The sequence below is a fragment of the Tessaracoccus caeni genome, from assembly GCF_029211185.1.
GTDB classification, from domain to species: Bacteria; Actinomycetota; Actinomycetes; order Propionibacteriales; family Propionibacteriaceae; genus Arachnia; species Arachnia caeni.
The window spans coordinates 274,958-289,949 of sequence record NZ_JARGDO010000002.1 but is presented as its reverse complement, the minus strand read 5'-3'; the positions used below and the strand labels follow the sequence as shown (position 1 = coordinate 289,949).

The following is a 14,992-nucleotide window of genomic DNA, read 5'->3' as shown; positions in this document are numbered from 1 at the left end:
GCGGACCCGAGGCGGCGCGCCGCAGGATCGCGATCGCGGGGCTCATCCCCGCTGGCGCGGGGCGGACGAGGTTGACGATCATCGTCGGCTCCCTTCGGGGGGCTCATCCCCGCTGGCGCGGGGCGGACCCGAGGCGGCGCGCCGCAGGATCGCGATCGCGGGGCTCATCCCCGCTGGCGCGGGGCGGACGAGGTTGACGATCATCGTCGGCTCCCTTCGGGGGGCTCATCCCCGCTGGCGCGGGGCGGACTAGATGCCGAGAGCGTCGACTGGGATGCCTACGGGCTCATCCCCGCTGGCGCGGGGCGGAGCGGGTGTTGGCGGAGTAGCCGGTCGTCGCGCTGGGCTCATCCCCGCTGGCGCGGGGCGGACATGCCTTTCCGGTACGGGATGACCAGCGCGTGGGGCTCATCCCCGCTGGCGCGGGGCGGACGCGATCGGTGGCATGAACACGGCAACGGTTCAGGGCTCATCCCCGCTGGCGCGGGGCGGACCCGTCCGTGCCGGTCTCGATGGGGAGCTGCACGGGCTCATCCCCGCTGGCGCGGGGCGGACAATGGTGACACGCAAAGCATTTATCCGTGCCAGGGCTCATCCCCGCTGGCGCGGGGCGGACAACAAGCCCCTGGACCTCGACGACGCGACGAAGGGCTCATCCCCGCTGGCGCGGGGCGGACATCGTGTGTTCCGTCGGCATGATCCCGACCAGGGGCTCATCCCCGCTGGCGCGGGGCGGACCACCTGTACCAGGCCCGTAGCTCGTAGGCCGCGGGCTCATCCCCGCTGGCGCGGGGCGGACCGCCGAGACCAATGATGTCGGTGGCCCAGTCGGGGCTCATCCCCGCTGGCGCGGGGCGGACATTGGTCTCGGCGACGGGTCCGGCACGAAGCAAGGGCTCATCCCCGCTGGCGCGGGGCGGACACTTGCCGACTAGGCATGATGTCGAGCCGTTGGTTGATCTTAGTTCACTTTCGAGCGCGCCGCCGACGGCTAGCGTTGCTCCACCCCTTGCGCATAGGCGGCTGGGTGCGAGACTCATCCGGCCTGCGGATAAGGGTCACCCCGTCGACATCCACTGGCTCCCAAGAGTGATTGTGCACCTTGAAGCTCAAGCCTTGGTCGCCTCTGGAAGTGAACACCAGAAGGGCTCGGCCGTCTTTGCACATCTCGACGACCTGGGCCCACAGCCTGTCCCTCACACGCGCGCTGACGCGCCCGCAGTAGACACCAGGGCTGATCTCCAGAAGCCATCGCGTGATGTGGCCGCGAAGGCCCGCCGGGCATGCCGTCAAGACGAGGACTACCACGGCAAATCATCTCCGCTGAAGTTCTGCCCAGCTGCCACGCGCCCACGGGTGTCCCAAATCTCCACCACGTCCGCCAGAAAGTCGCTATCGGTCTCGCCAGAGGATCCTAGGAGCCGGTGCAGATCCCGGGCGCATCGTGCCATCAGACCAACTTCATACATCGCGTCGCGCATGGCGCGGCGAACGTCAGCCCCAATGTCTTCGCTCCCCTCCGCGACGACCCGAAACGCGACCGGTACGGCGAGCTCCATTTTGTACAGGTCGGCAACGTCGAAGATGAAGGAACGATCATGCCCAGTGTGAACAAACCCAAGAGCAGGTGAGCAACCGAGCGCGACGACGACCGCGTGAACCACTCCGTAGAGACATGCAGTTGCAGCACTGAGCGCCATGTTCAGGTCGTCGCTGCCCTCAAAGTCATCGGGTTTGTACTTGCGCGACTTCCATTCCACGCCATGTTCCTCAGCGTGTTCGCGGTACAGCCGGCGAACGCGTGCCCCTTCGCGTCCCCGGAGCTGCTGCATGGTCAGGCCGCCACAGTCCTCTCCTGGGAACCGCATCGCATACATCTCCCGTGCGACCTTGAGTCTGCTCGACTGGTTGGTGACGAGCTGGGCCTGTGCTTCCAGCAGTCGGCTCGTTCGTGCCAGTGGCCGCCCATGAGCGTAGTAACGGACCCCCTGCTCACCTATCCAAACGGTGCACGCGCCGCTGTCCGCAAGGAGCATCATCGCCTGATGGCTGATTGTGGTTCCTGGACCCAGCATCACCGACGCGACTGTTGCCGCAGGTATGTGAAGGACGCCTCGTTCGTCACGAACAGTAATGGCGTTGCTGTCGCGATGAACGATGGCATGTTCCAGATACAGGAAGGTGATGCGATCGACGACGCGCGATAGCTGGCCAACCTCCGACGGTGGTGTTCCTGGGATTGGTTTCATCGGACTGGGGCGAGTGTCATCAACCCGCAACCGTAGCCTTTGCCTGCTCCGATTCCGGTAGTCAGAACCGACCGAAGCGCTTGCGTGTCAGTCACCTCAAGAACCCCTTCGAAGGCCGCCGTGGCCAGCGTCACCGTCCGCTGTTGGCCGTCCGAGTGCCGGGCGAAGCGGTTGGTTACCTGCTCCGTCACTCGTACGTTCGGTCCGTGCTCACCGGCGCTGATGCGGAAACCTGATCGATCACCTCGAGCGGCTAGCCACTCCAACTGGTCGGCGGTCCTGACCAGAGGAACACGGTTTCCGCGCTTGCCAGGGACAGAACGTAAGCTCTTGATCGGGTTGGCCCGTAGACGAAATACCCATTTCTGGCCGTCTTCAAGTTTCGCGAGAAAACTCGCGTAGTCGGCTGTTCGCCAGACCGGTTGGGCAGGCCACCCAGCTTGGTCAACAAGAGCCTCCATGGACGGAGGGGACGGGCTCACCACATAGAGATCCAGACGGTGGGGCTCGGGACGGTCGAGGCGCCAAAGGACTCTCCCAACACTGTCCGTTCCCGGAACAAAACAGGACAGGACGGCCGCGTGCAATCGCTGAGCCGAAGCCACGAGATCGCGAGTCGACCGTCGCTGAGGGTTGAGAGGCATATGTGTGAGGTACATCAGGCTTCCTCCACCGCTGCGAACCAGTCATACCCGGTCGGGGGCGCTGGTGGACGGCCGTCTGGGTTGGTGATAGGCACCGGGGACAAGTGCATAACCTCACGCCAGCCATACTCACGACGGGTAGGCGCGTAGCTCAAGGGGACGTCGCGTCGTGTTTCCGTTGGTCCTTCCTCGGCCGCGGAGGCATCGACGTAAAGCTCGAGTTCGACGGTTTGCGGTTGCTTGCGGCGATACCATTCCGCGGCTTGCCAAGGGTAGGTACGAAGCGCCTCTTCGAGAGGCATATCACAATGCTCCAGGAACACGCGTCCAGACACCGGGCAGGAACGGCGCCCCAAATACAGCGGGAATTGAGGGTTCTTGACCTTCTTGGCGAGCGCTTCAAGCAAGGATGGATCTCCTTCGACTCCGGCTACGAACGCGGCATCGGCCACGTAGTAGCGGTAGGAGAGCGGCATCGACTTGCCGGTATCCCAGTTGATCGCCGTCTGAAAGTCGCGTAGAAGAGTTCCGGGTTGATCCTCCCGGACACCGAATCTCAATCGTGCAAGATCCTCAATCGGGTCGGTGCGGCGCCGACCGTCGGCTGCCGCGAGAAGACCGAGTACCCCGCTCTTTGTGGGGACCATCCGAGTGTCTCTTCTAGCAAATCGACTGGAGTCGCCCCACGCCTGCATCGGCCCGGCGAGCCGCAGCAAGAGTGTGGTCACGATTCCTCCGACACCTCGGCTAGAACACGTTTGCCTACCTCAGCGACCAAGTCGTCGAACCGGATGCTCTCCCCGAAGCGGTCGAGCGCCTCGGTGCGGGCACCGACCCGCGTGACCCAGCTGTGGCTCGGCAGGTCGCCAAATGCAGAGTCGACGGCGAAAGCATAGGACGCGAGTGCCTCACAGGACGATGTCACGTACCCGTCCTCAGGCCGTACCGCTTCCTCAAAGGCCCCCACAAGGTTCACCGGTCGATCAGGCCGGGCGAGAACTACGACGGCATCGGGTGCAGTTCTGTTGGCGAAAGTGTTCTGCTTGCCGGTCGGCATGCTCGTTGCGAATGACCGAACAAAGGCCTCAGCTGCCCGCGCGGTGGCCGCGTCGTCCCCGAGGTTCTCGCGGAGCGTCTGGACGTTGATCGTCGCGTATCGGTACAGCGTGGCTGAGTCGAACTCAATCGTGCCGATCATGCCAGCTCCGGTGTCCTCATCTGCGTTCTCGTCGTCCACGGCCGTGTAGTAGTCGAACTCGGTCGCGACGGCATGGGTGCTGAGCGCGTGTGCCACCTGACATGCGGCATCCACGTTCAGCTCGGCATCGTTGGCAACCATCCGTCCGAAGAGCGAGACGTCAACGCTGTGCGCCTGGTCGAGGGCCTCCTTGGCTTCCTTTGCGCCGACCTTGCCGTCTTCGGAGGTCGCGGCCAGTGCCGCAAGACGGTCGAGCTGGATGTTGCTGAAGAACATGAGGTACTCCGTGAGTGGTTGGTCCCCCTCCTTCGGCTTGCGCCCGGCCTTCACCTTCAGCTTCGCGGCCTCCAAAGCGGCGATGGCGCGCGTGGTAGCGACCTCGGTTTCGAGATCCGGTGCGAGAGCCATGATGCGCTCCGTCAGCAACTTGACTGCGTGTTTTGTGCGCACGCCAAGCTCATTGGCGTCGAGATGGCTGTTGAAGTCGCGTCGTGTCGCGCGCTTCCAGGCCTGCGAACTCACCCGTGCCCGGCGTACGCCGCCGTAGACGGCAGTCTTCGGACTTCCCGTGTCGTCGCGGTTGATGTTGCTCGGCGGTACCGTCTGCAGGACGTGGATGTCGATGTAAAGGGTCATTTCGTCTCCTCGGTGGTGGTTGTCGTGGGGGCGGCGCTTCTGCGGCGCTCGTGGAGATCGCGTCCCCAAGCTGCTAGTACCCAACGGGACTCCAACCGGGGGCTGGCCAACTGCCAAAGGTCAGTGGCCAAGCGTGCGTAGTCGAAACCGATCGTGGGCTTCTCCGACCTCATCATCTGGACCAACCCGCGCAGATAGTGCACGTGTCCGTCGAACGTTTCTGCTAGCGCTGCTTGATGCAACCGAGAAACGGTTGCCTTGTCGAACTCCTCATCCTGTTCGGCTCTTGCTCGGGCGAGGGTACCTACTGCTTGGCCGAACCGGACACCGGGACGATGGACTCCTTCATCTTTGCTTTGCTGGTGCAGGGCGTAGAGGACGAGAGTCGCATGGAGGGCCTGCTCGGCTGGCGTCGGTTTGTCGGACTTCTTGTTCCCAATATGTGTAAGGGAATCGGGCAGATCGCCAAGGGTTACCTCCCACACGAGCGGCTCGGCACCGACGTCCGCCGGATCGCAACGACGGAGGCGGGCCAGCGTTGCAACAGCAGTCGACTCATCTTTGAGGACCCGCTCCTGCAAACCCAGTACTCGAGCGTTCGCGGTTTGAAAGAGCGCCTGCCTGGTGCTCTTAACAGATGAGTCACTCATGGTTGTACCTCGTCGTCTTTGTATGGGAGAGCTTTGTTCAATCCGTTTCGGAACCAGATCTGTGCACGGCTAGCGTCGAGCCAGATCGTCTCGCCATTCTGCTGGGTGACGTCGCGCCCGATGATCGCCGCTCTGCTCGCGTCCGTTAGGAGGTTGTTGCCAGCCCTCAGGAGGGTATGGAAGGCAGCCTTATCCCACAGGGTCTCGTAGTTTGCTGTCTGATCCTCATCGAGGAGCGAACGAACCCAGCTCCTGAATGGGGCATCCAGGAGCGAGTAGCCACGCTCGAAGGCGGCCTCACGGGCATTGCCATCCCCGCCCGCCGCACGATCGAGGTTGCCGGCGAGATTCGCCAGGGCAATCACACCTTGGGCCGCGCGTCGAGCGGAGTCGATTGCTGTCTGCACCAAGATCGGGCTGGTAAGCGCCGCGACTGGGGCGGTCAAGCGGTCATCTACCGCTCCGTCGATGACCGAGTTCTGGGTGCCGTACTCGAAGCCGACGATGCGAAGGTCAACGAGGAACGCGTCATCCAGGATCTCGTTGTCGCGGAGGCTGGCGAGCCACTCGACGACGAACGCCGGTTTGGTTGCTCCTTCCGGCGTCGCTTGGCTGAGGAGAGGGTCAAGGCCTTGCCATACCCGTCTAGATGGCTGATGTGTGACCGGCATGTAGACCTTTTGTGAGCCCTTTGACTGGTTCTTGCTGTGGCGCCATGCGCTCATCGGCTCGTGAAGGAAGCGATCTTGTGGCGTGAGTTTGTCGCCGTTGGAGATCTGGACGTCCACCACGCGATCGCCGTCGAGGAACAGGCGCAGTCGTCGTGACGGCCAGGTGAACAGGTCAGCGGGGCCCTGCGGGTGATGTTCTGGATCCTCGACGCCGGGCCCCAGTGCTGGACGTTCCCACGCTGGAAGATCATCAGGGCCGGACAGCAGCCAGGGAAGATTGAGCATGAGAGTCTCGAAGAGATTGGCCCCCTCCGCGATCACCAGCCCTAGGTTGCCTGCCCAGGCTGGGTAACCGAACGGATAGCCCTTCCCGCCCTTCACCCGCGGATCTCCCAGCGCTCCCGACTTGATCCCGGAAGGGTCGAATGCCTGGCAGTGGATCAGCCAACGAGCGGCCTCCGGCAGGGACAGTGAGGAAGTTTCGAAGCCCCCGCGCGTCGTGAAGAACGGGTGTCCGTCCGGAAAATCGGCGATCAGTTTTGTTAGCCCTGAGTGCTTGCCACTCGACGTGGTGAGCTTGGCAACCTGATAGAAGGGGGCCGTTTCGTGAAGTAGGTCGAAACGGGAGTGCATGAGGTCGAGGTAGTGGTTCAGGAGATCCATGGGGAAAGCTCCATGCCTCCACCAGGCCTCCCAGAGGTCTAGCGTCTCGTTCGGGTTTCTGGGTACGTTGGGTCGGCTGGCTCCCAGGATCGATGCTTCGAGGACACGAAGGATCGAGAGATCTTGAGTGGGCAGTTCTCCCGCTAGCCTGCGGATCTCGGGCGCTCTTGACAGGACTTCGCGCAGCGAGAATTCCCTTACCTCCCCGCCCTGCATCAATGCTCGGATCCAAGGCTCGTCGATCAGATTGAACGAATCAGGCGAACTCATTCCGCACTCTCCGAACGCGTGATGAGGAGGCCTTCGGCGGCGTCGTACTGCAAATCAAACCCCCCAAGAGTTACCTTGTCCACGTCGTCGAAGACGAGGATGAGCTGGCCCGCCACCCATGGTGACCTTTGCCAACCCGAAGCATCGACTTGTCGTTCCAACTCGTCGATCACTTGGTCAATGAGCTTATCGTTGGTCAGCTGTATCGGCAGGGAAAGGGTGCAACTCGCCATTGCTTTCGCTATGGATAGCTCTGTACCGGTGGTACCCCAAGGCAAGCCCTCCGGAACAAGTGCCCCGGCGTGGGATCTTGCGTAGGAGGGGACACGCAGCTGGCCGCTTGAGTCTCGCCAGAGAACAAGCACCTCAAGCGAGTCCTCGGAGTCTCGCACCTGCGAGCGGCCCTTCTCTTCTGCCCGCTCCGGATCTGACTCTGCGACATCGAGCCAGCCTGTCAGGCTGCTGAGGGACTCCGGTGAGGCGAGCATGTAGGTCTGAGCACGGCTACGGGCTTGCGCGCTCTTGCTAGCTGCTGCTGCCTCGGCTTCGTTCCAGCGCTCCTCCCATCCGGCGGGTGCAACGAGCGTGGGGTCGTAGGCAGTCCTCACGAGGGTGGGGATGTCCTTCGGCAGATGGATGCTCGTGCGCGAATCGAGGACCGCAGCAGAGCGAAGCAGAGGAGCCTCTCCATAGACAGACCGTGAACTGCGGACAGATACGGGGGGCTGCTCAGCCCAGTCGATGACTCCCCGGATGTACAGTGCGGGACTTGTCAGCAGGGGAGGTCGGCGGCGAGTCGTATGCCGATGGAGCCGCCCCACTCGTTGTAGGAGAAGGTCGATCGGTGCAAGGTCGCTGATCATGACATCGAAGTCGATGTCCAGTGATTGCTCCAGAACCTGAGTTCCGACGACGATCAGTCGCTGTGGGCGCTGGCTGTCTCGGCCGAGTTGGTTGACCAGGGTAGCCTCCTTCGCCGCACGATGCGGTGCTAGGAAGCGGCTGTGCAGAAGAACGACATCCTTGCCGAAGTGCTCCTGGAGCGTGTGATAGATGTCCTGGGCCCGCCGTACGGTGTTGCAGATGATGCCGGCGCATCCGCCGTCGGCGAGAAGGTCGTCCAGTAGCGCGATGGTGGTGATCGGGTCGTCCGCGATCCGCTCGAGCTGCACCGGTGTGTGGCTCGTAGTAGTCACAACGGGAACGTTTGACCTGCTGCCGTCGTAGCGGGTGATCCGCGGGTAGGCATCAGTGCGATCCGTAGGCGGTACGTTCTGATCCCCTCGACCTGTCGCGTAGGCTGCGACGTACTCGTCGCGCTGATCAGGCGGCAGAGTGGCCGACATCAGGATCACGGGGGTGTGGTGCGCGCTCAGCCAGGTCAGTACCCGCTTCAGATACTGGCGCATGTAGGTGTCGGCCGCGTGAACCTCGTCGATGACCACCACCTTCGCGGCCAGGCCGAGATGACGCAGGACGACGTGCTTCGCCTTGAGGCCAAGGAACAGGGCTTGGTCGATCGTGCCAACGACGAAGCTCGAGAGGCCTGCTTTGCGGCGGCCTCGTAACCAGGCGTTGACGACGGCTTGACCCCTGCTGCCATCCGTGTCGTCGTCGTAGACTTCACCAAATCTACTTGAGCGCAGCATTCCGGTGTACTGCTCGTTCAAGGCAGCCTTACCGTGTGCGAGTGCGACGCTAGCGTCCTCTGTCCCTACCGCGGTGCTGAGCCACTCAAGGGTGCGGGTGAACATGGGGTTGGCCGTCGCCATCGTCGGCAAACCGAAGAAAACCCCACCCAGACCGAATCGAGCGGCGAGCACTTCGGCGGCGAGGTAGGCGGCTTCTGTCTTGCCTTGCCCCATGGCCTCCTCGACGATCAGGAGCGGAGGGGCTTTGCAGGAGAGCGCCGCCTCGACGAGCCCGACTTGAATGGCTCGAGGTGCCGAACCACGAAGTGTCGGGAAACGCTGGTCAAACAGGGCGGTCACATCTGTGGACTGCTTGGGTCGCCAGGGTCCAGGGAGCGCGAGTCGCTCGTAGGCATCCTCTGCCCGCTCTCGCGTGTCGAACTCGTCTTGGTAGGGGAAATAGTCCTGATTCGAAGCGATCCAGTCGGCCACGATGACGATTGAGGTGAGTAACGTCTGTGCAGGGACAGGGAGGTAGTTCTGTGTCCAGACGGCGAGGTTGAGATGCGGTCCTGACAGCGACGCCATCGCATCCAGAATCTCGTCACGAACGTCGCTCCAGCGGCCCGTTCCGATGGAGTTTGGAGTATTCGCTGCTGCACGAACATCGAGGTCGGAGGGGTTTCGGCCGTGATGACCGCCGACCACACTGGCCCAGGTTGTCCCTACCCTGATCGGTGTCCCGTACTTGTCCTTGAGCCAGGTGCGCAGCACGGCCTGCCCGACGGTGGCATGCCCGATCTTCGTGTCCGCGTGGTGTATGAATAGCCCGGCGTCCCGCATCCGATCGAGTACGGCGGGTGAGCCAGCGGCTTCGGCCTTGAAGGCGAACGCCGGTGACGCTTTCCCGATGTCATGGACTCCTGTGAGCCAGGACACAAGTGCTCGGCCCTCGTCGTGCGAGAGCCCCATCGAGGTGCAGATAGCTGACTTGATGGAGTCAGCAAGGAAGTTGTCCCACAACAGCCCGGCGACGGCGTGTGCGTCCGTGAGGTGGGTGGTCAGAGGTAGCCACGAACTGCTCTCGCGGTCGAGCTTCCCCCATATAGATCGTGCTGCTTCTGACCACATCTTCGGCGCCCCTCGCGGTTCTGTCAGTGCTACGCGGTTGCATTGACTGATAGGAGCAGGATAAAAGCCGCCTCAAGGGCGTTCGGTACTTTGCCCAACAGCTATACGGCTTAGGGCCCCCGTTCGTGGATTGTGCATGCCACCGTCGGTGTGGGGCGGGAGCAAACGGAGCCGCATCCCCGCGCCGGCAGGGAAGAAGGTCTCGGGTAACGAGACGCATCACACTGTAGTGCGGTTCATCCCGGCGTGGCCCGACGGTGGCTTGCGGTCGAGAGCTTATCATTGAGGTATGCACATATTCGTACGACCCGCATTACACTATAGAGGTTATGAAAAAACCTGGCGGTGTTTGATTGGGTGGCAGGAAGCGCAACCGGGGGGATCGCGAAGCGGAGGCAGCGCAGCTTTCCCGAGAAGCTCTGCGCAGTCTGGTCTTCGAGTAAGCATGCTGGGGGTTGCGTGGAGTCCGGCTCACGGCTTCGGGCTTGGGAAAGCTATTGCTACTTGCCTTTGTAGGGCAAGAGGGGGTGTCGTACGATGATGGTCAAGCCGCAGAAGTACCGAGATGTAACCAGGTTTTTGAGTTCTCAAGGGTGGAGGCTCCTTCGCTCTGGCAAGGGGTCGCACGAGATCTGGGGCGACACCGAGAGTGGGGCATGCATCAGCGTTCCTGCTCACGGCGAGGTCAGTGCGGGCGTCATCCGGCAGATCGTGAGGGAGTTTCCCGATGCTCCGAAGGGATGGAGGTAGTGACGATGAGCACCAGCTATGACGTCGTCGCCTATCGCGATGGGAAGTGGTGGGGGTTTGAGATACCAGCTCTCACGTCTCCCTCGCCACGCGGTGGTGACCATCGGATCGTCGCGATGGGGCAGGCTCGGGCGGTCGCTGAGATACCGGACGAGGCGCGACGTCTCGTGGCCTTGTGGCTGGATGTCGACGAGGCCGACGTTGACGTCGAGGTGGCTTTCCGTCTTCCTGATGATGTGAACGCAGATCTCGCTCGGGCTCGGGAGCTAGACGCTGCCGGCCGGGCAGCCCTTGAGGAAGCAGCTGCTCTGCGGCGCCGTGCGGTCCACCAACTGCGCACCGCCGGTGGGCTGAGCCAGGCCGATTCGGCCGCAGTCCTCGGCGTTTCCCGCCAGCGCGTGCAGCAGTTGGAGCGCGCGGGCTGATGCCTGTGGGCTATCACCAACCACCGGTCTATGTTGACGACCGCCCCTAGCGTGAGCACTCCCTCGCCAATACCGATCCACAGGCGGCCGTGCTGCGGTCATTAGGGGGAGTGGTTGCTTTCGAGATGCGCCACTTTTCCACAGAAGCGGCTGTCGCCGGGAAAACGAGGCCCCTGGCTTCTATCACGTGGCATGGGTTGGCAGGCGGAAGAACATGAGGAACCAGTTGTGTATGACACAACTGGTGTAGCATGGTCTGGAGAAGTGCGGGTTACGAGTACCGCGAGGAAACATCAGTTGTCGAGCGGCCGGATCCGGGAGGCGTTGGTGTCGGCGGTTTTCGTCGAGATGGATGGAGATGTCGCGATCTACGTCGGGACGGATCTCCGTGGTCTGGAGATCGAGTCGGGGATCGTCCGCGATGACCGTGGGGTTGGTTTGCAGTGATACACGCGATACCGAGAGGGTGGAGACGATGAGTGGGAAGCAGTGTCCTGACGGGTTCCCGGGCGCTTTCGCTCCTGACGTGTCGCTGCGTGACATTGATCTGGATGCCGAGGAGTTCGTCATCGGAGGTAAACCGCTCACCGAGTCGCATGCTGCGGAGATTGCTGAGCGGCTGGAACGCAGGGTCGGGCGTCCGGCGCTGGGGGAGCCGGGTAAGCGGTCGCCGGCGTTGAGCCTGCGGATTGCGCGGGCTGACAAGGATCAGCTGGAGGTGTTGGCGCGTCAGCAGGGCAGGCGGACATCCGATCTGGTGCGTGACGCCCTGCGGGAGTATCTGGACCGGCACGCGTCGTAAGCCGAACGTGCCGTGTCAGTGAGCTGACGGACAAGTGCGGCCAGAACGACTTCTTGGTGCCCTAAATCGCGGACTCTCGTTCTGGCCGCACTTTTCCGGCAGCGGGATCAGCCAAGGGCGATGTCCAGGGCCTTCCAGTCCACACCCGACGGCGCCAGGGACAGCACCGCGGCGAGCAGGCCGTGGCGGGCGGCGCGCACGTCGGCGTCCTCAGCGTTGACCAGGATCTCGTCGAAGAAGGTCGAGGCCTTGGCGACGACGTCGGCGGTGCGATCGAGGATCGTGGCGATGGGCTCGTCGGCAGTGCCGGCGGGGAGCGCGTCCACGGCCGCGGCCAGAGCGAGTTCGGCGGGCTCGGCCAGTCCCTTTCGAGGCTCCGGCTTCTCCTTTCGAGGCTCCGCTTCGCTCCGCACCTCAAGGAGCGCGGAGGCCGGCAGGATGCGGGTGATGCGAACCAGGGTGGCGACGAGGTCGCGGAGACGCTGGTCGTCGGACGACGCCGACAGTTCCGACAGCAGGCGTGAGGCGCGGCCCGGGGCGTTGGCGGCCGGCAGGATGGCGTTCACCAGATCGGCCGAGGTGCCCTCGTCGCGGAGCAGCTGGGCGAAGCGGCCGATGGTGAACTCCAGAGCGGCGTCCACCGCGTCGGCGGCCACGTCCACTCCCTGCTCGGCGAGGCGCGCGACGGCGTCCTCGAGGCCGGCGCGGATGGTCAGCGACTCCAGCGGGGTGCCCGCCGACTCGCGCAGGATCCGCACCACGCCGAGGGCCGCGCGGCGCAGGCCGAACGGGTCGGACGAGCCGGTGGGCTTGGCGCCCAGCGCGAACATCGCGGCCAGCAGGTCGAAGCGGTCGCCGAGGGCCAACAGGGCGCCCGGCACGGAGGCGGGCACGGGATCGGCGGAGGTGTGCGGCTGCTCCATCTCGAACAGCGCGTCGGCCACAGCCTGGGTCTCGCCCATGCGGACGGCGTACTCGCGGGCGATGAAGCCGGCCAGCGAGCTCATCTCCACGACCATCTGGGTGGCCAGGTCGAACTTGGCCAGCTCGCCGGCCCTCGTCAAGGTGACCAGCTCCTCACCGGAGACCCCGACGCGCTCGCCCAGCCGCAGCGCCACGTCGGCGATGCGACGGGCACGCATCCCGACGGAACCGAGGCGGTCCTCAAAGGTCAGCTGGTCGAGCCCGGGCACGAATTCGTCGGCCTTCGGGGTCTGCAGGTCGGCGTTCCAGAAGAACAGCGCGTCCTCGTAGCGGGCGCGGATCACCGACTCGTTGCCGGCGCGCACCGTGTCGTCATCGCAGAGGCCGTTGGCCATGGTGACGAAGTGCGGCGCCAGCTTCCCGTCGCGGTACACCGGCAGGTAGCGCTGGTGCTTGCGCATCACGGTGGTCAGGATGCGCTCGGGCAGGTCGAGGTAGCGCTCGTCGAAGTTGCCCAGCACGCCGTGCGGATCCTCGACCAGGTTGGTGATCTCGTCGACGACGGCCGCCTCGGCCTCGAACGCGATCGTGCCGCCCACGCCGGCGGCCAGAGCGGTGGCCTGCTCGACGACGCTCGCCCGGCGCTGCTCGGTGAACAGCTCGATCGAGCCGGCGGCGATGGTCGGCAGCAGCTCGGCGGCGGACGGCACCTCGACATGGCCGACGAGGGCCCCGTCGGAGCGACGACCCGACTCCTCACCCGCAACCGGACGCTGCAGGTAGGTGGTGCGGCCGGCGTTCAGGCCGGATACGGTCACGGGCACCACGGCCTCGCCCCACAGCGCCAGCAGCCAGCGGATGGCCCGCGAGAACGACAGGTTGGCGTCGTTCCAGCGCATGTTCTTCTCGGCGCGCAGCCCGGCCACGACGGAGGCGAAGATCTCGCCCGCCACGTCCAGCACGTGCCTGCCCTCGACCTTCACTTCGACGGCCGCGTGCTCGTTGCCGCCGATGGTGGCCTTGACCACCTGCTCGACGGTCGCGCCCTGGCCGCGCATGAAGCCCTGCAGCGGTTTGGTGGGGTTGCCGTCGGCGTCGAAGGCCGCAGCCCACTTGGGGCCCTTGCGCAGCTGGGTGGCGTCGGGCTCGCCGACCGCCACGTCCTCGATCACCGCGACGATGCGTCGTGGGGTGCCGTCGACGGTGATCGCGCCGTGGGCCAGGCGGGTGGCGCCCAGCTTCTCGGTGAGGGCGGCGCGCACGGCCTCGACGGTCTGCGGCACGACGTGAGGGGGCAGTTCCTCGACGCCGATCTCCAGGGCGAGGGTCTGGGGGTCGGCGGGCAGCGCGGAACGATCCGACACCTCGACGTCAGCCTGGGAGACGACGGGCTCCCGGTTCAGCGGGAAGCCCAGCTCCTCGCGTCGCTCGATCCAGAGGGCGGCGGTGTCGCGCATCAGACGGCGCATCGTCGCGAAGGCCTTGGCGCGCTCGGTGGTGGAGATGGCGCCGCGCGCGTCCATCACGTTGAACGCATGGCTCGACTTCAGGATGTACTGGTGAGCCGGCACGGGCAGGCGCTGCTCCACCATCCGCGTCGCCTCGCCGACGTAGGTCTCGTAGAGCCGACGGTTGGCGTCGACGTCGGCGTCGTCCAGGTAATAGCGGCTCATCTCGTACTCCTGCTGGCCGAAGGCCTCGCCATAGGTGACGGGGCGACCGTCGGAGGCGATGGAGTAGACGATGTCCTTGAAGTGCGTCACGCCCTGCTGTGCCATCAGGATGCGCTCGACGCCGTAGGTGAGCTCGACGGGGATCGGGTCGAGGTTCTGCCCGCCCACCTGCTGGAAGTAGGTGAACTGGGTGATCTCCATGCCGTCCAGCCACACCTCCCAGCCGAGGCCCCAGGCGCCGATGGCCGGCTGCTGCCAGTTGTCCTCGACGAAGCGCACGTCGTGCTTGGACAGGTCGATACCGAGCGCCTCGAGCGAGCCGAGATACAGCTCCTGCGGGTCGCCGGGCTCGGGCTTCAGGATCACCTGGAACTGGGTGTGCGTCTGCAGACGGTTGGGGTTCTCGCCGTAGCGGGAGTCGTCGGGGCGCACCGACGGCTCGACGTAGGCCACGTCCCACGGCTCCGGACCGAGCACCCGCAGCACCGTGGCGGGGTTCATCGTTCCCGCGCCCACCTCCGTGTTGAACGGTTGCCAGGTGAGGCAGCCCTTGGAGGTCCAGTAGTCGGAGAGTCGTCGCAGAGCGTCTTGCATGGTCAGCACCCGGGCATTCTAGCCCGGCTGATCACATGCTTCTGCGTCCCCTCTGGTTCCGAAAATCGGCCATTGGCCGAT

Annotated in this window: 12 protein-coding genes and 1 CRISPR repeat array; of the genes, 3 read left to right on the top strand and 9 right to left on the bottom strand. The window is 64.4% G+C overall.

Going from position 1 to position 14,992, the window contains the following annotated elements; genetic code table 11:
• Window positions 1-38: 38 nt before the first annotated feature.
• Window positions 39-922: direct repeats of the CRISPR family, unit length 29 nt; unit sequence GGGCTCATCCCCGCTGGCGCGGGGCGGAC.
• 44 nt (window positions 923-966) lie between these two features.
• The 8 genes from cas2e to cas3 are packed head-to-tail and all read right to left on the bottom strand — an operon-like array spanning window position 967 to window position 9,743.
• Entirely contained in the window at window positions 967-1,308 is a 342-nt protein-coding gene (gene cas2e, locus P0D62_RS03440; RefSeq protein ID WP_275701219.1) for a type I-E CRISPR-associated endoribonuclease Cas2e, read from the bottom strand.
• Complete coding sequence (gene cas1e / locus P0D62_RS03435; RefSeq protein ID WP_275701218.1) at window positions 1,302-2,249, bottom strand: type I-E CRISPR-associated endonuclease Cas1e; 948 nt, start codon at window positions 2,247-2,249, stop codon at window positions 1,302-1,304. The genes cas2e and cas1e overlap by 7 nt, the downstream gene beginning before the upstream one ends.
• Window positions 2,246-2,908 (bottom strand): type I-E CRISPR-associated protein Cas6/Cse3/CasE, encoded by a 663-nt coding sequence (gene cas6e / locus P0D62_RS19145; protein WP_406708213.1) that lies wholly within the window; start codon window positions 2,906-2,908, stop codon window positions 2,246-2,248. The genes cas1e and cas6e overlap by 4 nt, the downstream gene beginning before the upstream one ends.
• The gene (gene cas5e / locus P0D62_RS03430) at window positions 2,908-3,621 is read right to left on the bottom strand and encodes a type I-E CRISPR-associated protein Cas5/CasD (RefSeq protein WP_275701217.1); all 714 of its coding nucleotides are present in this window, start codon (window positions 3,619-3,621) and stop codon (window positions 2,908-2,910) included. Before cas5e ends, cas6e begins: the two co-directional genes overlap by 1 nt.
• Window positions 3,618-4,727, bottom strand: coding sequence for a type I-E CRISPR-associated protein Cas7/Cse4/CasC (gene cas7e / locus P0D62_RS03425; protein ID WP_275701216.1), 1,110 nt, complete (start codon window positions 4,725-4,727; stop codon window positions 3,618-3,620). Before cas7e ends, cas5e begins: the two co-directional genes overlap by 4 nt.
• Complete coding sequence (casB, locus tag P0D62_RS03420; protein WP_275701215.1) at window positions 4,724-5,377, bottom strand: type I-E CRISPR-associated protein Cse2/CasB; 654 nt, start codon at window positions 5,375-5,377, stop codon at window positions 4,724-4,726. The genes cas7e and casB overlap by 4 nt, the downstream gene beginning before the upstream one ends.
• Window positions 5,374-6,981: a type I-E CRISPR-associated protein Cse1/CasA gene (gene casA / locus P0D62_RS03415; RefSeq protein ID WP_275701214.1), complete on the bottom strand. Its 1,608-nt coding sequence runs from the start codon at window positions 6,979-6,981 to the stop codon at window positions 5,374-5,376. Before casA ends, casB begins: the two co-directional genes overlap by 4 nt.
• Complete coding sequence (cas3, locus tag P0D62_RS03410; protein ID WP_275701213.1) at window positions 6,978-9,743, bottom strand: CRISPR-associated helicase Cas3'; 2,766 nt, start codon at window positions 9,741-9,743, stop codon at window positions 6,978-6,980. The genes casA and cas3 overlap by 4 nt, the downstream gene beginning before the upstream one ends.
• Window positions 9,744-10,280: 537 nt before the next feature.
• Here cas3 and P0D62_RS03405 point away from each other — a divergent pair.
• The 3 genes from P0D62_RS03405 to P0D62_RS03395 all read left to right on the top strand — a co-directional run bounded on the left by P0D62_RS03405 (window position 10,281) and on the right by P0D62_RS03395 (window position 11,720).
• Window positions 10,281-10,493, top strand: a complete 213-nt coding sequence (locus tag P0D62_RS03405) for a type II toxin-antitoxin system HicA family toxin (RefSeq protein ID WP_319946979.1) — start codon at window positions 10,281-10,283, stop codon at window positions 10,491-10,493.
• A 5-nt stretch (window positions 10,494-10,498) separates the two neighbouring features.
• Window positions 10,499-10,918 carry a helix-turn-helix domain-containing protein gene (locus tag P0D62_RS03400; RefSeq protein ID WP_275701212.1) on the top strand — a complete coding sequence of 140 codons (420 nt, stop codon included), beginning with the start codon at window positions 10,499-10,501 and terminating at the stop codon, window positions 10,916-10,918.
• Window positions 10,919-11,393: 475 nt separating this feature from the next.
• On the top strand, window positions 11,394-11,720 hold the full coding sequence (locus P0D62_RS03395) for a ribbon-helix-helix protein, CopG family (RefSeq protein WP_275701211.1): 327 nt from the start codon (window positions 11,394-11,396) through the stop codon (window positions 11,718-11,720).
• Between the two features lie 107 nt (window positions 11,721-11,827).
• Here P0D62_RS03395 and P0D62_RS03390 read toward each other — a convergent pair whose 3' ends face one another.
• Window positions 11,828-14,911, bottom strand: a complete 3,084-nt coding sequence (locus P0D62_RS03390) for a glycine--tRNA ligase (protein WP_275701235.1) — start codon at window positions 14,909-14,911, stop codon at window positions 11,828-11,830.
• Window positions 14,912-14,992 lie beyond the last annotated feature (81 nt).